Annotated in this window: 20 protein-coding genes and 1 riboswitch; of the genes, 18 read left to right on the top strand and 2 right to left on the bottom strand. The window is 73.0% G+C overall.

What is annotated here, in order from left to right:
* The first annotated feature begins 210 nt into the window (after nucleotides 1–210).
* The 12 genes from AAC134_RS04520 (at nucleotide 211) to AAC134_RS04465 (ending at nucleotide 14,579) form a co-directional block, all read left to right on the top strand.
* Nucleotides 211–1,416, top strand: a complete 1,206-nt coding sequence (locus AAC134_RS04520) for an alpha/beta fold hydrolase (RefSeq protein WP_339947864.1) — start codon at nucleotides 211–213, stop codon at nucleotides 1,414–1,416.
* Between the two features lie 266 nt (nucleotides 1,417–1,682).
* Nucleotides 1,683–2,858 carry an acetyl-CoA C-acetyltransferase gene (locus AAC134_RS04515; protein ID WP_339947863.1) on the top strand — a complete coding sequence of 392 codons (1,176 nt, stop codon included), beginning with the start codon at nucleotides 1,683–1,685 and terminating at the stop codon, nucleotides 2,856–2,858.
* 95 nt (nucleotides 2,859–2,953) lie between these two features.
* Nucleotides 2,954–3,487 (top strand): hypothetical protein, encoded by a 534-nt coding sequence (locus tag AAC134_RS04510; protein WP_339947862.1) that lies wholly within the window; start codon nucleotides 2,954–2,956, stop codon nucleotides 3,485–3,487.
* A 201-nt stretch (nucleotides 3,488–3,688) separates the two neighbouring features.
* Nucleotides 3,689–4,411 carry a beta-ketoacyl-ACP reductase gene (locus AAC134_RS04505; protein ID WP_339947861.1) on the top strand — a complete coding sequence of 241 codons (723 nt, stop codon included), beginning with the start codon at nucleotides 3,689–3,691 and terminating at the stop codon, nucleotides 4,409–4,411.
* Between the two features lie 245 nt (nucleotides 4,412–4,656).
* A complete protein-coding gene (locus tag AAC134_RS04500; RefSeq protein WP_339947860.1) occupies nucleotides 4,657–5,619 on the top strand; it encodes a DMT family transporter in 963 nt (320 codons plus the stop codon).
* Nucleotides 5,620–5,669: 50 nt separating this feature from the next.
* Nucleotides 5,670–5,902: riboswitch (cobalamin riboswitch) on the top strand.
* A gap of 36 nt (nucleotides 5,903–5,938) precedes the next feature.
* On the top strand, nucleotides 5,939–6,616 hold the full coding sequence (locus tag AAC134_RS04495) for an energy-coupling factor ABC transporter permease (RefSeq protein ID WP_339947859.1): 678 nt from the start codon (nucleotides 5,939–5,941) through the stop codon (nucleotides 6,614–6,616).
* A gap of 100 nt (nucleotides 6,617–6,716) precedes the next feature.
* Complete coding sequence (gene cobW / locus AAC134_RS04490; protein ID WP_339947858.1) at nucleotides 6,717–7,814, top strand: cobalamin biosynthesis protein CobW; 1,098 nt, start codon at nucleotides 6,717–6,719, stop codon at nucleotides 7,812–7,814.
* Nucleotides 7,814–11,554 carry a cobaltochelatase subunit CobN gene (gene cobN / locus AAC134_RS04485; protein ID WP_339947857.1) on the top strand — a complete coding sequence of 1,247 codons (3,741 nt, stop codon included), beginning with the start codon at nucleotides 7,814–7,816 and terminating at the stop codon, nucleotides 11,552–11,554. Before cobW ends, cobN begins: the two co-directional genes overlap by 1 nt.
* Complete coding sequence (locus tag AAC134_RS04480) at nucleotides 11,551–11,880, top strand: phosphotyrosine protein phosphatase (RefSeq protein WP_339947856.1); 330 nt, start codon at nucleotides 11,551–11,553, stop codon at nucleotides 11,878–11,880. Before cobN ends, AAC134_RS04480 begins: the two co-directional genes overlap by 4 nt.
* A gap of 12 nt (nucleotides 11,881–11,892) precedes the next feature.
* Complete coding sequence (gene cobO, locus AAC134_RS04475) at nucleotides 11,893–12,513, top strand: cob(I)yrinic acid a,c-diamide adenosyltransferase (RefSeq protein ID WP_339947855.1); 621 nt, start codon at nucleotides 11,893–11,895, stop codon at nucleotides 12,511–12,513.
* Nucleotides 12,514–12,565: 52 nt separating this feature from the next.
* Nucleotides 12,566–13,111: a hypothetical protein gene (locus tag AAC134_RS04470; protein ID WP_339947854.1), complete on the top strand. Its 546-nt coding sequence runs from the start codon at nucleotides 12,566–12,568 to the stop codon at nucleotides 13,109–13,111.
* Nucleotides 13,112–13,118: 7 nt separating this feature from the next.
* Nucleotides 13,119–14,579 carry a cobyric acid synthase gene (locus tag AAC134_RS04465; RefSeq protein ID WP_339947853.1) on the top strand — a complete coding sequence of 487 codons (1,461 nt, stop codon included), beginning with the start codon at nucleotides 13,119–13,121 and terminating at the stop codon, nucleotides 14,577–14,579.
* Between the two features lie 25 nt (nucleotides 14,580–14,604).
* Here the strand turns inward: AAC134_RS04465 and cbiB are convergent, their stop codons facing one another.
* Nucleotides 14,605–15,552 carry an adenosylcobinamide-phosphate synthase CbiB gene (cbiB, locus tag AAC134_RS04460; RefSeq protein ID WP_339947852.1) on the bottom strand — a complete coding sequence of 316 codons (948 nt, stop codon included), beginning with the start codon at nucleotides 15,550–15,552 and terminating at the stop codon, nucleotides 14,605–14,607.
* Between the two features lie 66 nt (nucleotides 15,553–15,618).
* Nucleotides 15,619–16,650 carry a nicotinate-nucleotide--dimethylbenzimidazole phosphoribosyltransferase gene (gene cobT, locus AAC134_RS04455; RefSeq protein ID WP_339947851.1) on the bottom strand — a complete coding sequence of 344 codons (1,032 nt, stop codon included), beginning with the start codon at nucleotides 16,648–16,650 and terminating at the stop codon, nucleotides 15,619–15,621.
* Nucleotides 16,651–16,792: 142 nt separating this feature from the next.
* Between cobT and cobU the strand changes: the two genes are divergently transcribed.
* From cobU to AAC134_RS04425, 6 genes are all read left to right on the top strand, one after another.
* Complete coding sequence (gene cobU, locus AAC134_RS04450) at nucleotides 16,793–17,407, top strand: bifunctional adenosylcobinamide kinase/adenosylcobinamide-phosphate guanylyltransferase (RefSeq protein WP_339947850.1); 615 nt, start codon at nucleotides 16,793–16,795, stop codon at nucleotides 17,405–17,407.
* A gap of 484 nt (nucleotides 17,408–17,891) precedes the next feature.
* Nucleotides 17,892–18,059 carry a hypothetical protein gene (locus AAC134_RS04445; RefSeq protein ID WP_339947849.1) on the top strand — a complete coding sequence of 56 codons (168 nt, stop codon included), beginning with the start codon at nucleotides 17,892–17,894 and terminating at the stop codon, nucleotides 18,057–18,059.
* Complete coding sequence (locus AAC134_RS04440; RefSeq protein WP_339947848.1) at nucleotides 18,056–18,772, top strand: TRAP transporter large permease subunit; 717 nt, start codon at nucleotides 18,056–18,058, stop codon at nucleotides 18,770–18,772. Before AAC134_RS04445 ends, AAC134_RS04440 begins: the two co-directional genes overlap by 4 nt.
* 38 nt (nucleotides 18,773–18,810) lie before the next feature.
* Complete coding sequence (locus AAC134_RS04435; RefSeq protein WP_339947847.1) at nucleotides 18,811–19,230, top strand: hypothetical protein; 420 nt, start codon at nucleotides 18,811–18,813, stop codon at nucleotides 19,228–19,230.
* Between the two features lie 199 nt (nucleotides 19,231–19,429).
* Nucleotides 19,430–19,576, top strand: coding sequence for a hypothetical protein (locus AAC134_RS04430; RefSeq protein ID WP_339947846.1), 147 nt, complete (start codon nucleotides 19,430–19,432; stop codon nucleotides 19,574–19,576).
* 102 nt (nucleotides 19,577–19,678) lie between these two features.
* The gene (locus AAC134_RS04425; RefSeq protein WP_339947845.1) at nucleotides 19,679–20,914 is read left to right on the top strand and encodes a diaminopropionate ammonia-lyase; all 1,236 of its coding nucleotides are present in this window, start codon (nucleotides 19,679–19,681) and stop codon (nucleotides 20,912–20,914) included.
* Nucleotides 20,915–21,136: the final 222 nt, after the last annotated feature.

Raw genomic sequence — 21,136 nt, 5'->3', positions numbered from 1 at the left:
GGCGCGCGGCGCAGGACGCGACGGGCGGGGCTCCGGATCGCGCGGCGTCGCGCTATCTTGACGTGTGGGACGCGAACCAGTCGGAAGTCTCGCGCCTCGGGCCGCAGGTCCTGCCGGGCTTCCCCGGCTTCGGACGCTGAGACGACGCGGCCGCCCGAGGCCGAATCGTCCGCCCCCCCCGACCGACGCGGCCACCCCTCGCCCCTGCTGATGCACCTCGCGGCGGCGGCGGCGAACTACAGCCAGGCGATCTCGCTGCAGGCGCTGGCCGAGGACGCGCGCTTTCCCTGGATGCCTGAGCTGCGGCCCGAGGGGCGCGCCTCGGGCAAGGGCCTGTCCGAGGCCGGCGACGCGGCCCCCTTCGCCGTCGCGGCCGAGGCCGGCCGTCGCCTGCGCGAGATGATCGAGGGGATCGAGCGCTACCAGGCCCATCCCCTGCGCCGCACGCTGCCCGATCCGCCCGTGGTGTGGAGCGACGGCGCCGCGCGGCTTCTGGACTATGGGGCCCCGGGCGCCCGGGGGCCGGTGGTGGTGGCCACGCCCTCGCTCGTCAACCGCGCCTATATCCTCGACCTGCATCCCGCCCGCTCGCTGATGCGCTGGCTTGCGACGCAGGGCATGCGGCCGCTGCTGCTCGACTGGGGGCTGCCGGGACCGGGGGAGGCGCGGTTCGACCTCTCCGACTATTTCCGCGCCCGGATGCTGCCGGCGGCGGAGGCGGCCGCGGCGCTGGCGAAGGAGGCCGGGCAGGGCCCGCCGGCGCAGCTCGGCTATTGCATGGGGGGCGCCTTCGCGACCGCGCTCGCGGCCCGGCGGCCGGATCTGTGCGGACGGCTGGCGCTGATCGGCTCGCCCTGGGATTTCTCGCGCCTGCAGGGGCTTGGAGAGGTGATCGCCTCGCTGGCCGCGCGCGAGGATGCGGCCTCGGTCCGGGCGCGGGTGCTGGCGGTGGGCGAGGCGCTGGGCGCGGTGCCGGTGGACGCCCTGCAGACGCTGTTCGCCGCGCTCGACCCGACGCTGGCGCTGCGCAAGTTTCGCCGCTTCGCCCGTCAGCCGGAGGGGCTGTCGGCCGAGCTGTTCGTGGCGACCGAGGACTGGCTGAACGACGGGGTGACGCTGGCCGCCCCGGCTGCGGCCGAGATTGCGGTCGACTGGTACATGCGCAACCGCACCGCGACGGGCGAGTGGATCCTGGACGCCGAGCCGGTGGTGCCCGAGGCGGTCGAGGCCCCGACGCTGGCCTTCTGCGCCCCCTCCGACCGGATCGCCCCGCCCGGTTGCGCCGAGGCGCTGCCCCGCGCCATCCCCGGCGCCCGCCTGCGCCGCCCGCGCACCGGTCATGTGGGCATGATCATCGGCTCGCGCGCGGAGGCCGACGTCTGGGCCCCGCTCGCCCGCTTCCTCGAAGAGGACTGAGGTCGGGGCCAGCCCGCGCCGGCAAGGCGGTTCCGTGGGGGCGCCCCATGCCACGACGCTTTCGCGGCCGCGCCCGAGGCACTACGTTGCGAGGGAAACCGAGCGGGCAAGTCGCCGCAGCGTCAATCGCAAGGTCGACTTCTCGGCGCGCGCGGATATGTTGCGCTGCAACAAGAGATCGGCGGGTTCGCCGCGCCCTGGGCGCGCGCAAGCCCGGACATCCGGCCCGCGCCTCGGCGCGGACCCAGACGCGGAGGAAGACTTCTATGACGGACGTGGTGATCGCGGGCGCGGCCCGCACGGCCGTGGGCGCCTTCAACGGCGCCTTCGCCGACGTTCCCGCTCATGAGCTGGGCGCGACGGCCATCAAGGCGGCGCTGTCGCGCGCCGGGGTCGAGGCCTCGGAGGTCTCCGAGACCATCCTGGGCCAGGTGCTGACCGCCGGACAGGGCATGAACCCCGCCCGCCAGGCCCATATCGCCGCCGGCCTCCCGCAGGAGAGCGCGGCCTGGGTCGTCAACCAGGTCTGCGGCTCGGGCCTGCGCACGGTGGCGCTGGGCGCGCAGCACATCCTCCTGGGCGACGCCGACGTGGTGGTGGCCGGCGGGCAGGAGAGCATGAGCCTCTCCCCCCACGCCGCCCACCTGCGCTCGGGCAAGAAGATGGGCGACATGCAGTTCGTCGATCTGATGATCAAGGACGGGCTCTGGGACGCCTTCAACGGCTACCACATGGGCATCACCGCCGAGAACGTGGCCGAGGGCTGGCAGATCAGCCGCGACATGCAGGACGAGTTCGCCGTCGCCTCGCAGAACAAGGCCGAGGCGGCGCAGAAGGCCGGCCGCTTCGCCGACGAGATCACGCCCGTCACCATCAAGACCCGCAAGGGCGAGGTGGTGGTCGACGCCGACGAGTACATCCGCCACGGCGCCTCGATGGAGGCGATGAGCAAGCTGCGCCCGGCCTTCAAGAAGGACGGCTCGGTGACGGCGGCGAACGCGAGCGGCATCAACGACGGCGCGGCGGCGATCGTGCTGATGAAGGCGGCCGCGGCCTCCTCCAAGGGCGTGAAGCCGCTGGCGCGGATCGCGGGCTACGCGACCGCCGGCCTCGATCCCAAGATCATGGGCATGGGCCCGGTCCACGCCTCGCGCAAGGCGCTGGCCAAGGCCGGCTGGAAGGTCGAGGACCTGGAGCTGATCGAGGCCAACGAGGCGTTCGCCGCCCAGGCCTGCGCCGTGAACAAGGACATGGGCTGGGATCCCTCGATCGTGAACGTCAACGGCGGCGCGATCGCCATCGGCCACCCGATCGGCGCCTCGGGCGCCCGGGTCCTGACCACGCTGCTCTACGAGATGGAGAAGCGCGGCGTGAAGAAGGGCCTCGCCACGCTGTGCATCGGCGGCGGCATGGGCGTCGCGGTCTGCGTCGAGCGGGACTGAGCTCCACGACCTGAACAGGCGGCCGCGCGGGGGGAGGGAGCCTCCCCCGCGCGGCGCGCCGCCACGATCCAGAGACGACATGACCGGGAGGGGACATGAAGACGGGGAAACTCATCGCCGCGGGCGCGGGCCTGATGCTGCTCGCAGGGTGCCAGGGCGCGAACGACGCCACCGCCGCGCTGCCGAAGCTGGAGGTCGCCTTCGCCGACCCCGCCTGGACCGGCGGCGCGGTGCCGGAAGCCGGCATCTGCACCCAGCAGGGCGGGCGGGGCGCGACGCCCGCGATGGTCGTCTCGGGCATCCCCGAGGGCACGGCCGAGATCCAGGTCGAGTTCAACGACGAGAGCTACCGGCCCCTGTCCTACGACGGCGGCCACGGCGTGATCGGCTACGCCCATGACGGGGGCGCGACGGCGACGCTCGCTTCGGTCCCCGGCGGCGTCCGTGCGCTGGGCGTCGAGGGGGCGCGGGTCGTGAAGGACACGCGCGCCACCGGCGTCTTCGACCAGCCGGGCTACATCGGCCCCTGCTCGAACCGGCGGGGCAACATCTATTCGGCCGAGCTCACGGCTCTGGGCCCCGACGGCAAGGCGCTGGCCACCGGCGCGGCGCGGCTGGGACGCTACTGAGGCAGGAGCGCCGCAGCGCTGCGTGCGGCGAAATATTCCTGCGCTTTCATCCCCTGCGCCTTGAAGAATGTTGCGCATTGGGGTCTAGGTGAGCGCCCCGGCGGCCGAAGCGTCGGGCGGGGCGAGCGCCCCGGGATACGCCCGGGTTCCGCGTCGGCGCAGACCGCCGCGGATGGACAGGACGGACTGGAGGAAAATCCCATGGCACGTGTGGCGGTGGTCACCGGCGGCAGCCGCGGCATCGGCGCGGCGATCTCGATCGCGCTGAAGGCGGCGGGCTACTCGGTTGCGGCGAACTACGCCGGCAACGACGAGGCGGCCGAGGCGTTCAAGAAGGAGACCGGGATCCCGGTCTACAAATGGTCGGTGGCCGACTACGACGACTGCAAGGCGGGGATCGAGAAGATCGAGGCCGACCTCGGCCCCGTCGACGTGCTGGTCAACAACGCCGGCATCACCCGCGACGGCATGTTCCACCGCATGACGCCCGACATGTGGAAGGCGGTGATCGACACCAACCTGACGGGCCTGTTCAACATGACCCACCAGGTCTGGCCCGGCATGCGCGAGCGCAAGTTCGGCCGGGTGATCAACATCTCTTCGATCAACGGCCAGAAGGGCCAGGCGGGCCAGGCCAACTACTCGGCCGCCAAGGCCGGCGACCTGGGCTTCACCAAGGCGCTGGCGCAGGAGGGCGCGCGCGCCGGCATCACCGTGAACACGGTCTGCCCGGGCTACATCGGCACCGACATGGTGATGGCGGTGCCCGAGAAGGTGCGCGAATCGATCATCGCCCAGATCCCCGTCGGCCGCCTCGGCGAGCCCGAGGAGATCGCGCGCTGCGTGGCCTTCCTCGCCTCCGACGACGCGGGCTTCGTCACCGGCTCGACGATCTCGGCCAACGGCGGCCAGTTCATGAGCTGACGCGCCGCGGAGCGGGCGCCCCGCCGGCGCCGCTCCGCGATCCGGCAACGGACACGCCCGGCCGCGGGGACGCGGCCGGGCGTTCGCGTGCCGGAGGCGCGCCGCGCTCCGATACTTTCCGGCCGACCGGTCATCGACCCTTGGAAAAAGCAAGGGTTCCGAATTATCAAGGGAGGCGAACCCGCCCGTCGGTCCCCGTGGATCGACCGCGAGAGGCGGGACCACAAGGGAGGTTCGACCGCTCCATGGCGCATGCCCTCGCGGAGACCGCGCAGGCCCGAGCTCTGGCCGAGGAGGCCGAGGCGGCCGAGGCGGAACGGCGCAAGGTCTTGTCCGGCATCGGCTGGATGGTGGTCACAACGCTGCTGTTCGTCTGCGTCACCGGCATCGTGCGCCATGTCGGCGCCGCCGCCCCCGCGGTCGAGACCGCCTTCATCCGCTATGGCGTGGGCGTGCTGCTGATCCTGCCGCTGCTGCGCCCGATGCTGCGCAAGCCGCCCACCCGCCGGGCCTGGGCGTTCTTCGCCTCGCGCGGGGTGGTGCACTCGGTCGGCGTGATGCTGTGGTTCTACGCCATGGCCCACATCCCCATGGCCGAGGTCACGGCGCTGAGCTACGTGGCGCCGATCTTCGTGGCCGTGGGCGCGGCGGTGTTCCTGGGCGAGAAGCTGCAGCTGCACCGGATGCTGGCCATCGGCGCCGGCATCCTGGGCGCGCTGGTGATCCTGCGGCCGGGGTTCGAGGAGATCAAGCTGGGCCAGCTCGCGCAGCTGGGCGCGGCGCCGTGCTTTGCGGCCTCGTTCCTGATCGCCAAGGGGCTGACGCGGGCCCAGGATCCGACCGTGATCGTGGGCATGCTGTCGCTGTTCACCACCATCGCGCTGGCCCCGGCCGCCTTCGCGGTCTGGGTCCCGCCCAGCTGGAACATGATCGCCTGGCTGAGCCTGTGCGCGGTCTTCGCCACCGCCGGTCACTGGACCATGACCAAGGCCTTCCAGTGCGCGCCGATCACCGTCACCCAGCCGGTGCAGTTCCTGCAGCTGGTCTGGGCGACCCTGCTCGGCATCGTCGCCTTCGGCGAGCCGATCGACCCCTGGGTGATCCTGGGCGGGGGCATCGTCGTGGCCTCGGCCACCTACATCGCCCACCGCGAGCGGCTGGCCGCAAAGCGCGCCACCCTCCCCCCCGCCATCGCCACCAAGACCTGAGCCCCCGCCTTGCCCCCCGCTTTGCTTGACAGCGGGACGGCGGGAGACGAAACCTGCAGCAAGCGCATGGTTCCGATGGGCGGCCCTCCAGGGCGGCCCGGGATGAAAACGGGAATGCGGACAGGGCCGACCCACGTCGGGGGCCCGAAGCCGCAGCCGCCCCCGCGACTGTATGCGGCGAGCGCGCCCCACGGCCACCGGAGACGGGAAGGCGGGGCGGGCGTGGGAGGGAGACCTCCCGAAGCCGCGAGCCAGGAGACCTGCCACGCGTCCGTTGAAACCCCAGCCCGTCGGGTGTGACGGGACAGGAGGACCGACCATGCATATCGAACCCGGCGTCGTCACCGGCGCGAAGCTCGCCCTTTCCTACGTCACCGCGGCCGGCTGCGCCGTCGTCGGCGCCAAGATGGCCTGGGAGACCCTGCGCGAGCGCGGGCTTGTCTCGCTGGCCCTGCGCTCGGTCATCGCCACCGCGCTGGTGTTCGTGTTCTTCGAGGTTCTGCCGCACTACCCGGTGGGCGTCTCGGAGGTGCATTTCATTCTGGGCTCGACCCTGTTCCTGGTGCTGGGCGCCGCGCCGACCGCCATCGGGCTCGCCGCCGGCCTCGCCATCCAGGGGCTGCTGTTCGCGCCATTCGACCTGCCGCAGTACGGCATGAACGTGACCTCGCTGCTCGCGCCTCTGTTCGTGCTGAGCTACGCCGCGAAGAAGCTGATCGCGCCCGGCACCGCCTATGTCGACCTGCGCTACAGCCAGGCCTTCGCGCTGTCGCTGGCCTTCCAGGGCGGCGTGGTGGCCTGGGTGGCGTTCTGGGCGCTGTATGGCGACGGGTTCGCCGCGACCAACCTGACGGCGGTCGCCACCTTTGGCGGGGCCTACCTGCTGGTGGTGCTGATCGAGCCGCTGGTCGATCTCGCGGTGCTGGGCGCGGCCAAGGGCGCGCGCGGGCTGGCGCAGTCCGGCCTGGTCACGCCGCGCCTGTACTCGGCCGCCTGACCCCGCCTCGCTGCCGCGGCCCCCGGGCCGCCCTCCTGACCCCATGACGCGCGCGGCGGGCCCTGCACCCGCCGCGCCGCTTCGCTTACGGGAGACCCCCATGCCCGCCAAGATCCCCGCCACCGTCGTCACCGGCTTTCTCGGCGCCGGCAAGACCACGCTGGTCCGCCACCTGCTGACCCACGCCCACGGCCGCCGCATCGCCCTGATCGTCAACGAGTTCGGAGAGCTCGGCGTCGACGGCGAGATCCTGCGCTCCTGCGGGATCGAGGGCTGCTCGGACGACGATGTGGTCGAGCTCGCCAACGGCTGCATCTGCTGCACCGTGGCCGAGGATTTCCTGCCCGCCATGACCGCGCTGCTCGACCGGCCCAACCCGCCCGAGCACATCGTGATCGAAACCTCGGGCCTCGCCCTGCCGCAGCCGCTGGTGCGCGCCTTCAACTGGCCCGAAGTGCGCGCGCGGGTGACCGTGGACGGGGTGGTGACGGTGGTCGACGGGCCGGCCGTGGCGGCCGGCCGCTTCGCCGCCGACGAGGCGGCGGTGGACGCCCAGCGCGCCGCCGACGATTCGATCGACCACGAGACGCCGCTCTCGGAGCTGTTCGAGGATCAGCTCGCCTGCGCGGACATGATCGTCGTGAACAAGGCCGACCTGATGGACGGGGGCGCCGCTGCCACCGCCGCCGCCCTGCGCGCGCGGGCCCGTCGCGGCGTGCAGGTGATCGAGGCCGCCATGGGCGCCGTCGATCCTGCCGTTCTGCTGGGCCTGGGCGTCGGCGCCGAGTCCGACATGGAGGCGCGCCACGAGCTGCACCACCACCACCATCACGACGACGATGACGACCACGACGACCACGATCATGAGCACGAGCACGGCCACGACGAGTTCGAGAGCTTCCACGTCGACCTGCCCGAGATCCCCGACCCCGCCGCCTTCCAGGCCGCGGTCTCGGAGATCATCGCCGCCCACGACCTGCTGCGGGTGAAGGGCTTCGCCGCCGTCTCCGGCAAGCCGATGCGGCTGCTGATCCAGGCGGTCGGCCCGCGGGTGGACGCGCATTTCGACCGGCCCTTCGCGGCCGGCGAGGCGCGCGCGACCCGGCTGGTGGTGATCGGCCTTGCGGGGATCGACCGCGGGGCGGTCTCGAGCGCGCTGACCGCGGCCGCCACGCCCGAGACGGCGCCGGCCGCCTGATGCACCTGCTCGCCGCGACGCCGGGAGAGATCTCCGACGGGACCGAGCCGGTCGACCCCGCCCAGGATCCCGCGGACCTCATCTTCGTCAGCGCCGCCGACACCGAGCTGGCGGCGCTGTCGGAGGCGCGGCGGGGGCTGGGGGTCGACGCGCCCTCGCTGCGGCTGGCGCATCTCAACTGGCTGGCGCATCCCTACTCGGTCGATCTTTACCTCGACCGCACGGCGACGCGCTCGCGACTGGTGGTGGCGCGCGTGCTGGGGGGCGCCGCCTACTGGCGCTACGGGCTCGAGCAGTTCGCCGCCCGCCTGCATGCCGCGGGCGTGCCCTTCGCGGCGCTGCCCGGCGACGACAAGCCCGACGAGACTCTGGCCCGCCTCTCTACGGTCGACGAGGAGGACTACGCCGCCCTGTGGTCCTATTGCGTCGAAGGCGGGCCGGAAAACGCGCGCGGCTTCCTCGCCCTGACCCGCGCCATGCTCGAGGGGACCGAGCGCCCCGAGGCCGCCCGTCCGCTGTTGCGCGCGGGCCTGATCGGGGCGCCGCGGGCGGCGTGGCGGGCCGGGGCGCCGGTGGCGGCCGTCACCGTCTACCGCGCGCTGGTTCAGGGCGCCGGCCTCGCGCCCGTCGAGGCGCTGTGCGAAGCGCTCTCGGCGCGCGGGCTCAACCCGCTGCCGATCTTCGTGGCGTCCCTCAAGGACCCGGTCTCGGCCGCGACGGTCGAGGCGATCTTCGCGCAGACGCCCCCCGACGTGGTGATCAACTGCACCAGCTTCGCCGTCGGCTCTCCCGATGCTCCGGGCGCGGGCACCGTGCTGGACCGCAGCGGCGCGCCGGTGTTGCAGGCGGTGCTCTCGGCGGGCTCCGAGGCGGCCTGGGCAGAGGCGGCGCGCGGCCTCTCGGCCCGCGACATCGCCATGAACGTGGCGCTGCCGGAGATCGACGGCCGCATCCTGACCCGCGCCATCGCCTTCAAGGGCGAAACCTGGTTCGACCCCGACACCCAGTGCCCCATCGCCGCCTTCCGCCCCAAGGCGGATCGCATCGACTTCGTCGCGACGCTCGCCGCCAACTGGGCCCGCCTGCGCCGGGCCGAGGCCGGGGACCGCCGCGTGGCGCTGGTGCTGGCCAACTACCCCAACAAGGACGGCCGGCTGGCCAACGGCGTCGGCCTCGACACCCCCGCCGGCACGGTGGGGGCGCTGCGGGCGCTGGCGGCCGAGGGCTACGCGGTCGAAGACGCCCCCGCGGACGGCGAGGCGCTGATGGCCCGGATCCTCGCCGGCCCCACCAACTGGCTGACCGACCGGGCCGAGCGGCAGGGGGGCGAGCGCCTGTCGCTGAGCGCCTACCGCGCGGCCTACGCCCGCCTGCCCGAAGCCGCCCGGCGCGCGGTCGAATCCCGCTGGGGCCCGCCCGAGTCCGACCCGTTCCTGATCCCTGGCGCCTCCCCTTCGACGGCCCCGCGCGACGCCGGCGCCGCGGACCCCGCTTCGAGCCCCGAACCGGCCTTCGCCCTGTCGATCCTGCGCTACGGCAACGTCGTCGTCGGCGTGCAGCCCGCCCGCGGCTACAACATCGACCCCGACGAGACCTACCACGCCCCGGACCTTGCGCCCCCGCACAACTACCTCGCCTTCTACATCTGGCTGCGCGAGGCCTTCGGCGCCCATGCGCTGGTCCACTTCGGCAAGCACGGCAACCTCGAGTGGCTGCCCGGCAAGGCCGTGGCGCTGGCGGCGGAGGACTTCCCCGAGGCGGCGCTGGGCCCCCTCCCCCACCTCTACCCGTTCATCGTCAACGACCCCGGCGAGGGCACGCAGGCCAAGCGGCGCGCCCAGGCGGTGATCGTCGACCACCTGACCCCGCCCCTGACCCGCGCCGAGACCTACGGCGACCTGCGGGCGCTGGAAGCGCTGGTGGACGAGTACTACGAGGCCGCCGGCGTCGACCCCCGCCGCATCGACCACCTCAGGACCGAGATCCTGTCGCTGATGTCGGCCACCGGGCTGGACGTCGACGTGGGGGCCGAGGGAGACGACGCCGACAGCCGTCTGCAGAAGCTCGACGCCTACCTGTGCGAGCTGAAGGAGAGCCAGATCCGCGACGGCCTCCACGTGTTTGGCGAAAGCCCCACGGGCCGCCTGCGCCGCGACCTCGCCATCGCGCTCGCCCGCGTGCCGAGGGGTGACGGCAAGGGGGCCGACGCCTCGCTGATCCGGGCGCTGGCGGGCGACCTGGGGCTGGGGTTCGACCCGCTCGATTGTCCGATGGGGGCCCCGTGGGACGGCCCGCGCCCCGAGATCCTCGCCGCCCTCACCGAGGACCCCTGGCGCACCCAGGGCGACGCGGTGGAGCGGCTGGAACTGCTCGCCATCGCCCTGCTGGAGGGCGCGCAGGCGCCGGGATCCGCCTCGGGCGCCGTGATGGAGGCGATGCGCGGGAGCATCCTGCCGACGCTCGACGCCTGCGGGCCGGCTGAGATGGGGGCGCTGCTGACCGGGCTCTCGGGGCGGTTCGTGGCGCCGGGGCCCTCGGGGGCGCCGACCCGCGGACGGCTCGATGTGCTGCCCACGGGGCGCAACTTCTTCTCGGTCGACAGCCGCGCGGTGCCCACCCGCACCGCCTGGGCGCTGGGCTGGCGCTCGGCAAGCGAGCTGATCGACCGGCATGTGCAGGAGCAGGGCGACTGGCCCCGGACCATGGCCGTCACCGCCTGGGGCACGGCCAACATGCGCACCGGGGGCGACGACATCGCCCAGGCGCTGGCGCTGATGGGCGTGCGGCCGCAGTGGGACGACGCCTCGCGCCGGGTGACGGGGTTCGAGATCATCCCGGCCACCGCGCTCGGCCGGCCGCGGGTGGACGTGACCCTTCGCGTCTCGGGCTTCTTCCGCGACGCCTTTCCCGCGCAGGTGGACCTGGTGGCCTCGGCGGCCGCCGCCGTCATGCGCCTCGACGAGCCGGAGGCCGAAAACCCCGCCGCCGCCCGCTTCCGCCGCGAAGCGCAGGAGATCGGCGAGACCCGCGCCGCCCGCCGCGTCTTCGGCTCGAAGCCCGGCGCCTATGGCGCGGGCCTGCAGGCGATGATCGACGAGCGGCTGTGGAAGACCCGCGCCGACCTCGCCGAGGCCTATCTCGAGTGGGGCGGCTATGCCTATGGCGCGGGGGAGGAGGGCGCCTCGGCCCGGCAGGACCTCGAAACCCGCCTCTCCCAGGTCGAGGCCACCGTCCAGAACCAGGACAACCGCGAGCACGACCTGCTCGACAGCGACGACTACTACCAGTTCGAGGGCGGCATCGCCGCGGCGGTCGAGACCCTGCGCGGCCAGGCGCCGGTCAGCTACCACACCGACCACTCCCGCCCCGAGCGGCCGGTGATCCGCACGCTGGACGAGGAGATCGGCCGCGTGGTCCGCGCCCGCGCCGTGAACCCCAAGTGGATCGCGGGCGTGAAGCGCCACGGCTACAAGGGCGCCTTCGAGATCGCGGCGACGGTCGACTACCTGTTCGCCTTCGCCGCCACCACCCACGCGGTGCGCGACCACCATTTCGACCTGGTCCACGCCGCCTATCTGGAGGACGACGACGTCCGCAGCTTCATCGAGGACGCCAACCCCGCCGCCCTGCGCGAGATCGCCCAGCGCCTGCAGGAGGCGATCGACCGCGGCCTGTGGCGGCCGCGCTCCAACTCCGCCCGCGCGCTTCTGGACAGCCTGACCGAGCGGAGCCCCGCATGATCCGCGCCCTGTTCGTGAGCGGCCTCGCCCGCACCCGCGGCCCCACCGCCGCCCAGGTCTTCGGCGACTGGCCCGGCGTGCGCGCCGACTTCGCCGGGATCGAGCCCGGCGCCGACGCGCGGCTGAGCCCCGAGCAACTGGACTGGGCCGACCGGATCTACTGTTTCGAACCGCGCCAGAAGACCCGCATCTCGGCCCTGCACGGCCGCCATCTGCGGGGGCGCACCGTCTATACGCTCGACGTGCCCGACCTCTACACCTTCATGCAGCCCGAACTGATCGAGCTGCTGGTGAACCGCGTCGGCCCCGACCTGAAAAAAGCCTGAGGGAGGCTGACCATGTCCGAGAAACCGCCCGTGGACGACGCGCGCCACGCCGCCAAGATGGCCAAGAAGAAGGCCGCCCGCGACAAGATCATGGCCACCAAGACCGACCAGAAGGGCCTGATCGTCGTCCACACCGGCAAGGGCAAGGGCAAGTCCACCGCCGCCTTCGGCATGATCTTCCGCTGCATCGCCCATGAAATGCCCTGCGCGGTGGTGCAATTCATCAAGGGCGGCATGGCCACAGGGGAGCGCAACCTGATACAGGACAGGTTCGCCGACCTGTGCGAGTTCCACGCCATGGGCGAAGGCTTCACCTGGGAGACCCAGGACCGCGCCCGCGACATCGAGATGGCGCAGGCCGCCTGGGAGAAGGCCAAGGACCTGATCCGCGACCCGAAACACCGCATGGTGCTGCTCGACGAGATCAACATCGCGCTGCGCTACGACTACCTCGACATCGACGAGGTGGTGACCTTCCTGGTCGAGGAAAAGCCGGAGATGACCCACGTCGTCCTCACCGGCCGCAACGCCAAGGAAGAGCTGCTGGAGATCGCCGACCTGGCCACCGAGATGGAGCTGCTGAAGCATCCGTTCCGCTCGGGCGTCAAGGCCCAGATCGGCGTCGAGTTCTGAGGACGGCGCGCCCGGCATGGGCCGGGCGGCCGCCTCGCAAGGAGGATACCGGATGTCGGAATATGCCGACAAGTTCGTCGCGCGGGCCCTGGAACAGGTGCCGCTCGTTCGCGCCGACGTCCTCCGCGAATGGAGCGCTCGGGGCCGCAGCAAGGACATCCCCGAGCTGGTCGAGGCCTGCGAGCGGGAGCTGCTGCTCCGCGGTCTGGCCGAAGAGACGCCCGAGGTCCTGGCGATCTACGAGGACTGGGCGAAGATGACCGAGGGCCGCGACCTCGAGGAGACGATCTTCATCGCCTTCGGCGAGGCGCCCCCCAACCAGATCGACGAGGTCGAGGCGATCCGCATCCTCCACGCCACCCCCGGCATCGGGCTCGCCGAGGCCGAGGCCCAGTACGAGAAGGGCCATTTCCAGGTGGTCATGGCGCATTTCGTCCACATCCGCCGCGCCTTCTTCCGCGCCTTCCTGCCGGCCAAGGGCGGCACCAAGGACCGGCTCATGGACGTGCTGATCCTGCGGGAGAAGCGCGGGGACGGCCTCCACTACACGCTGCGCCCCGAAACGCTGAGCGCCTGGGCCCGGCTGGGCGTCGTCTGAGGGCGCGATGCCGGCGATCATGATCCAGGGCGCCGGCTCGAACGTCGGCAAGTCGGTGCTGACCGCGGGGCTGTGCCGGGCGGCGGCGCGGCGGGGCCTCTCGGTGCGGCCGTTCAAGCCGCAGAACATGTCCAACAACGCCGCCGTCACGCAGGACGGCGGAGAGATCGGGCGCGCGCAGGCCCTGCAGGCGATGGCCTGCGGGGTCGCGCCGCACACCGACATGAATCCCGTGCTGCTCAAGCCCGAGACCGACGTGGGCGCCCAGGTCGTGGTGCAGGGCCGGCGCATCGCCACCTGCAGGGCGCGCGAGTATTCGCGGTTGAAGCCCAGGCTGATGGAGGCGGTGCTCGACAGTTTCGCCCGGCTGTCGGCGGGCTGCGACCTGGTGGTGGTCGAGGGGGCGGGCTCTCCGGCCGAGGTGAACCTGCGCGCGGGCGACATCGCGAACATGGGCTTCGCCACGGCCGCCGACGTGCCCGTCGTGCTGGTCGGCGACATCGACCGCGGCGGCGTGATCGCGCAGCTCGTCGGCACGCTGGCGGTGCTCGACCCCGCCGACGCGGCCCGGATCCGCGGCTTCGTGATCAACAAGTTCCGCGGCGACCCGAGCCTGTTCGACGACGGCTACCGCCTGATCGAGGCGCGCACCGGCTGGCGGGGGCTGGGCGTCGCGCCGTGGTTCGCGGGCGCCGCGCGCCTGCCGGCCGAGGATGCGCTGGACGTGACCTCGGGCGGCTCGGGCGGGCTGAAGGTGGTCTGCCCGATGCTCTCGCGCATCGCCAATTTCGACGACCTCGATCCCCTGAAGCTGGAGCCCGGCGTCGCGGTCGAGATGATCCCGCCGGGCCGGCCGCTGCCGGGCGACGCCGACCTGGTGATCCTGCCCGGCTCGAAGTCCACGCGCGGGGATCTGACCTTCCTGCGCGCGCAGGGCTGGGACGTGGACCTCGCCGGCCACGTGCGCCGCGGGGGGCGGGTGCTGGGGCTGTGCGGGGGCTACCAGATGCTGGGCCGCGCGGTGATCGACGAAGACGGGCTCGAGGGGGAGCCGGGCGAGACGCCCGGCCTCGGCCTGCTCGATGTCGTCACGCACATGACCCCCGCCAAGCGGCTCGAGCGGGTCGTCGCCCGCCATCTCGAAACGGGGCGCGAGGTCGAGGGCTACGAGATGCACATCGGCGTCACGGAGGGGCCCGACCGCGCCCGCCCGGTGCTCGAGATCGCCGGCCCCGACGGCCCCCGGCCCGAGGGAGCGGCCTCGGCCTGCGGGCGCATCGCGGGGACCTATGTGCACGGGCTGTTCGCCCAGGACGGATTCCGCGCCGCCTGGCTCGAGGCGCTGGGCGCGGCCCCCTCGGGCCTTGGCTACGGGGCGGAGGTGGAGGCGACGCTCGACGCGCTCGCCGATCACCTCGAGGCGCATCTCGACGTCGAGGGAATGATGGCGATCGCCGGGGCGCGCTGAGGCGACTGCGACGGCGGCGCGGTCCTCAGGCGGTCAGCGCCCAGAACAGCGCCAGCACGGCCGCGGTCAGCCAGACCATGCGGCGGTAGAGGTCCAGCGACCGGCGCAGGTCGGCGGCGCCGGGATCGGGCGCCTCGGCGTTCAGCCAGGGCTCGTGCGAGACGTGGTCGCCATAGACCCGCGGCCCCGAGAGGCGGATGTTCAGCGCGCCCGCCAGCGCCGATTCCGGCCAGCCGGCGTTGGGCGAGCGGTGGCGGCGGGCGTCGCGGCGCATCACCCGCAGCGGCGTCTCGGGCCGGCCCGAGGCCAGCGCGAACAGCGCCCCGGTCAGCCGTGCGGGTACCCAGTTCGCCACGTCGTCCAGCCGGGCGGCGAAGCGGCCGAAGGCCTCGTGGCGGGTGTCGCGATGGCCGATCATCGAATCCAGCGTGTTGATCGCCTTGTAGGCCACGATCCCCGGCAGCCCGAAGATCGCCCCCCAGAACAGCGGCGCCACCACCCCGTCCGAGGCGTTCTCGGCCAGGCTCTCCATCGCGGCGCGGGCAAGTCCGGCCTCGTCGAGCGTGTTCGGATCGCGGCCCACGATGCGCGAGACGGCGAGGCGGGCGGCGGCGATGTCGCCGGCCTCCAGCGCCTCGGCCACCGGGGCCACGTGGTCGTGCAGCGAGCGGGCGGCGACAAAGGGCCAGGCCAGCACGCCGGCGAGCGCCACCCCGATCACCCCGCCAGGCAGCAGCCCGGGCGCGAGCAGCGCCAGCCCCGCCGAGACCCCGACCACGACCAGCGTCGCCCGCTGGCCCGCGGCGCGGCGCGTCTCCCAGTCCGCATCCTCGTCGTTCCAGCGGCGGTCCAGCCGGTCGATCAGCCGGCCCATCCAGACCACGGGATGCGAGATGCGCCGGTGCAGCCGGTCCGGCCAGCCGGCGAAGGCTTCGATCCCGAGGGCGATCAGCATGACAAGGGCGCCGGTCATCGCCGGTGTCTCCCATGAAAGGACGAAGAAGCGGTTGACGCAGCGCGGGGGGCGGAGGCGTCGCGGTCAGATCTTGCCGGAGACCCCGGCGCTCTCGAAGCTCGCCATCTCGCGCAGCATCGCGGCGGCGGACTTGACCAGGGGCCAGGCGAGCAGGGCGCCGGTGCCCTCGCCCAGCCGCAGGTCCAGTTCCAGCAGCGCCTGCGCGCCGAGATGGTCGAGCGCGGCGCGGTGGCCCAGCTCGGCCGAGCGGTGGCAATAGACGAAGGCCGGCTCGCAGCCCGGCTCCAGCGCGCGGACGGCCATGGCGGCCGCGGTGGCGATGAAACCGTCGACCAGCACGACCTTGCGGGCCTGCGCCGCGCCGATCATCGCGCCGGCCATCATCGCGATCTCGAAGCCGCCGTATTCGGCGAGCGCCTGCTCGGGCGAAAGCTCTCCGGTGCGAGCCGCCGCCTGCTCCAGCACCGCCAGCTTTCGGGTCAGCCCGGCGTCGTCGAGGCCGGTGCCCCGCCCGGTCAGCAGGTCCAGCGAGAGCCCCGAGAGCTTGTGGATCACCAGCGAGGCCGAGGCGGTGTTGGCGATGCCCATCTCGCCGAACGCCAGCGCGTGGGCCTCCGAGGCCAGCGCCAGCGCGCGCCCCGCGTCCAGCGCCCGGGTCATCGTCTCGGCCGACATCGCGGGGCCCTGGGAGCTGTCGGCGGTCCCCGGACCCATGCGGCGGTCGATGAGGTCGGGGTGGTCGATCTTCTCGGCGATACCGGCGTCGACCACCTGCAGCGCAACCCCGGTGGCGCGGGCGAAGACGTTGGCCGCCGCGCCGCCGGCGAGGAAGTTCAGCGCCATCTGCGCCGTCACCGCCTGGGGAAAGGCCGAGACGCCCTGCGCCGCGATGCCGTGGTCGCCCGCAAAGATGATCAGCGCGCAGGTCTCGACCACCGGCTCGGTCGTGCCCTGCAGGGCCGCGATGCGGGCCGCCAGATCCTCGATCCGCCCCAGCGCGCCCAGCGGCTTGGTCTTGCCGTCGATGGCCCGGCGGATGGCCGCGGCAAGCTGGGGATCGCAGGCGAGGGCGTTGGCGGGGGCGAGGTCCTGCATCGGGGGCTCCGGCGTCGGCTGGGGGGCGGCGCGCGGACCCTACGGTCGGCCGGGCGCCCGCGCAAGCGGGGCGGGCCCCTCTGGCCTGCGCGCGCCACAGGGCCTAGGGGTGAGAGAGGAACCGCGTCGGGAGGCCGGAGAGATGAGCGTGGAGACGACAGGCCCGGGAGCGACGAATTCGGGCGGGGCGGGCGCGGGCGGGCCGGGACCGCGCCCTCGCCCTCGCCACGCGCTGGTGCTGGGGGGCGCCCGCTCGGGCAAGAGCGCGCGCGCGCAGGGCTGGGCCGAGGCGCTGGGCCCCGCGCGGGTCTACCTCGCCACCGCGCAGGCCTTCGACGCCGAGATGGAAGACCGCATCGCCCGCCACCGGCAGGAGCGGGGCGAGGGCTGGTCGACGCTCGAGACCCCGCTGGACCTGCCCTCCGCGCTCGCCTCGGCCGCCGCCGCCCCTGGCCCCGCCGCGCCCGACGTGCTGCTGGTCGACTGCCTGACCCTGTGGCTGTCGAACCTGATGCACCATGAGCGCGAGCCCGAGGCCGAGACCACGGCCCTGCTGGCGGCCCTCGCCGCCGCGCCGTGTCCGGTGATCCTGGTCTCGAACGAACTGGGCCTCGGTCTGGTGCCCGAGACGCCGCTCGGTCGCGCTTTCCGCGACGCGCAGGGGCGGCTGAACCAGGCGGCGGCGGCGGCCGTGGACGACGTGGTCTTTGTCGCGGCCGGCCTGCCGCTGGTGCTGAAAGGCGCGCTTCCCGCCTGATCGGGGACGCAGGGCGTTGCGGCCTGCGGGCCTGCCTTGCGCGCGGCTGGCAGGGGCCGCCCGCGACGACCTATGCCCTCGGATTGGGCGCCGCCGCGTCCGCGACCGGTCGAACCGAGCCCGGCGCCCCGCATCCTCCTCGACTGGCCCGAAACCTGCCTACCCTTGGGGGGCGCCCTTGCGGGGCCCCCCCCCGCCGCCGGGAGCCGATGCCCGACCCCGCCCGATCCGTCGCGATCTCGGCCGCCGCAAGGCGCTGGAGCCTGAAGGTCGACTGAACCGTCTAGCGTGTCTGCGTGGCGCTGCTGGCCGTCAGCTCGGGCGTCGCCCATCGCGAGCATATCGGGGTCGAGTTCGTGTTCGCCCGCCTCCCCGCCTCCCTGCGGCGCTGGCTGGCGGCGGGCTTCGACGCCCTCGCCTTCCTCTTCCTCCCCTGTTCCGTTACGGCATCCCCTTCGCCGAGCGCGGCTTCTCGCGCCTGACGATGATCTGCGCGATCCCCAAGGGCTATCCCTGCCCGGGCGTGCCGCTGGCGGCGTTCATGGCCTGCGTGCAGCTGGGGCTGGCGATGGTCCACGACGTATTCGCCGAGCGCGCGCCCGAGACCGCCGGCGCCGCCACGCCGGACGCCGCGCCGAAGGGAGACGCGTGAGGGGCGTCTACCTGGTTCCGCTCGCCTTCTTCGGGTTCCTCGCCTTCGGCATGCCGGTGGGCTTTGCGATCGGCATCGCGGGGATGGTCGGCATCCTCGACATGGGGCCGCGCTTCATGACCATGGCCCCGGACCGACTGCTCGCGGGGCTGGACCTGTTCCCGTTCCTCGCCATGCCGTCCTTGATCCTGGCGGGCGAGATCATGAACCGCTCGGGCATCACCCAGAGGCTGGCTCGAGGCGCTGGCGGGCCGGATGCGAGGGGGGATGGCGCATTCCAATATGGTCGCCTCGGTGATGTTCGCGGGCATCAGCGGCTCGGCCACCGCCGACGCGGCGGCGTTCGGCGACACGCGGTTCCCGCGATGCAGAAGGCGGGATATTCGCGGCCCTGCGCCTGCGCGGTCACCGCCGCGGGCTCGATCATCGGGCCGACGATTCCGCCCTCGACGCTGGCGATCGTCTACGGCTCGATCATGGGGGTCTCGATCGCGGGTCTGTTCGCGGCGGGGATCCTGCCGTGGCTGCTGATGGACATCAACGCCACGCTGATCATCCTCGCCCCCGTGCTGGCCCCGCTGACGGTCAAGATCGGCATGGATCCGGTCCATGCCGGGATCATGATCTTCCTGGCGCTCGACATCTCGCCGATGACGCCGCCCGTGGGGGCGTGCCTGTTCGCGCTCGTCATCCCCCGCTTGCTCGGCCTCTGAGCCAGGCCCGACCTGCAGCAAACCGGGAGCTGTCCGCCATGTCCTCGATCAAATCCGCCCTGCTGGGCGCTCTCGCCGCAGCGAGCCTGGGGGCGCAGGCGTTCGCGGCCGACGTGACCCTCCGTGTCGCCCACCTGAACCCCGCGGATCCGTTCGCCTCGCACTCCGGCGCGATGGCCGCGGTGTTCAAGAGCCCGGTCGAGTCCTCCTCGAACGGCGCGATCGAGGTGCAGCTGTTCCCCAACGGGCAGTTCGGCAAGGACAACGAGGTCGCCGACCAGGTGCGCGCGGGCATCGTCGAGTCGACCATCTCCTCCTCGGGCGGCATGGCCCGGCATTGCCCGCTGGTCGGCGTCTTCGACATTCCCTTCGCCCTCCCCGACATCGGCGTCGCCGACGGGCAGATGAACCCGGCGCCGATCATCGCCTTCGCCAGGTGCGACGAGGTGCAGACATAGCTCTCGATCACCAACCACGTGATAACGCCCGACATCTGGACGATGAACCGGGACGTCTTCGACGGCCTGAGCCCCGAGCATCAGTATCTGGTCAACTGGGCCGCCGAGGTCGCCGCCGAGTCCGGCCGCGCCATGTCGCGGGTGATCGAGGCCTCCGAAAAAGGGCCTGCCCGCGCTGTCTGCGACGATGGAGGTCCACGTGGCGTCCCCGGCCGAGCAGGCGAAGTTCGCCGCGGCAGCCCAGCCCGCCGTGCGCGCCCCGATCGAGTCGCAATATGGCGAGGCGGGCGTCGCGATGCTCGACACCCTGCTCGCCTCGGTCGAGGAAGAGAACGGCGCGTTCTGAGCGCAGCCATGCGATGATGCCGGGTCGGGGAGCGACCTCCGGCCCGTTTCCGACCCGCAGACCCTCCTGCCGCAGGGGCCTGCACAGACGAGAGGCGCCGTCATGACCGCCGTGATCGACCGCCATGAGGGCGACGCGAAGGATTTCGCGCTGGTCCTGAACCCGCTGGCCTCCCGCGAGGCGCCGTGGACGGACGCGCAGGACGCGATCCTGTCGGACGCGGCCTTCGCGCGGGCGCAGGCCGCCATCGCCTCCTGGCCCGGCTACGCGCCCTCGCCGCTGGTGGCGCTGCCCGCGCTCGCGGCCTCGCTCGGGGTGGCGCTGGTGCTCTGCAAGGACGAGAGCGGGCGCTTCGGCCTGGGCTCGTTCAAGGCGCTGGGCGGGGCCTATGCGGTGGCCCGCCTGCTGCAGAAGCGGGTGGCGCGGGAGATCGGCCGCCCGGTCTCGATGGACGAGATCGTCGCCGTGGCCCACCCGCAGGCCGCGGCCCGGGTCACCGTGTGCTGCGCGACCGACGGCAACCACGGGCGCTCGGTCGCCTGGGGGGCGCGCAACTTCGGGGCGCGCTGCGTGATCTTCATCCACGCCACCGTCTCGGAGGGGCGCAGGGCCGCCATCGAGGCCTATGGCGCCGAGGTCCGCCGCTGCGCGGGCAACTACGACGACAGCGTGCGCGAGGCGCAGGCGACGGCGGACGCGGAGGGCTGGTTCGTGGTCTCCGACACCTCCTACCCCGGCTACATGGACGTGCCGCGCGACGTCATGCAGGGCTACGAGATGATGGCGGCCGAGGCCTATGAGGCGCTTGGGGCGCCGCCCAGCCATGTCTTCATCCAGACCGGCGTCGGCGGGCTGGCGGCGGCGGTTGCCGCCCAGGCGGTGCGCCGCTGGGGGGCGGCGCGGCCGATGCTCGTGCTGGCCGACCCCGACCGCTCGGCCTGCTGGCTCGAGTCGATGGCGGCCGGGGCGCCGACGGCGGTCGAGGGCGACCTCGACACGCTGATGGCGGGGCTTGCGTGCGGCGAGGTCTCGGCGCTGGCCTGGGAGGTGCTGAGGGATCACGGCGACGCGGCGATGGCGGTGCCCGACGCGGCGGCGGTGGCGGCGATGAACCGGCTCGCCCGGCCCGCGGGCGACGATCCCGCGATCGTGGCGGGCGAAAGCGCGGTGGCCGGGCTCGCGGCGCTGGAGAACGCGCTGGCCGATCCGCGGGCCGCGCAGGCGTTGGGGCTGGGAGCCGACAGCCGGGTGCTGCTGTTTGGCACCGAGGGCGACACCGACCCCGCGCTCTACCGCGACCTCGTCGGCCTGAGCGCCGACCAGGTGCGCGCCGTCTGACCCGCAGGAGACCGCCGATTTCCCGCAAACTGATCGTCGCCGGCGCGCAGATGGGTCCCGTCGCCAGGGACGAGAGCCGCGCCTCGGCCGTCGCCCGCCTGTGCGCGCTGATGCGCAGGGCCCATGCCCGCGGGGCGGAGCTGGTGGTGCTGGGCTACAACACGCCCGCCCACTACCCCCGGCGCCCGAGCACGACCATCTGCAGTATTTCCACAACGAGCT

Origin of the sequence: uncultured Albimonas sp., assembly GCF_963977235.1 — a bacterium.
GTDB lineage: Bacteria > Pseudomonadota > Alphaproteobacteria > Rhodobacterales > Rhodobacteraceae > Albimonas.
This window is presented reverse-complemented; position numbering and strand designations above follow the sequence as displayed.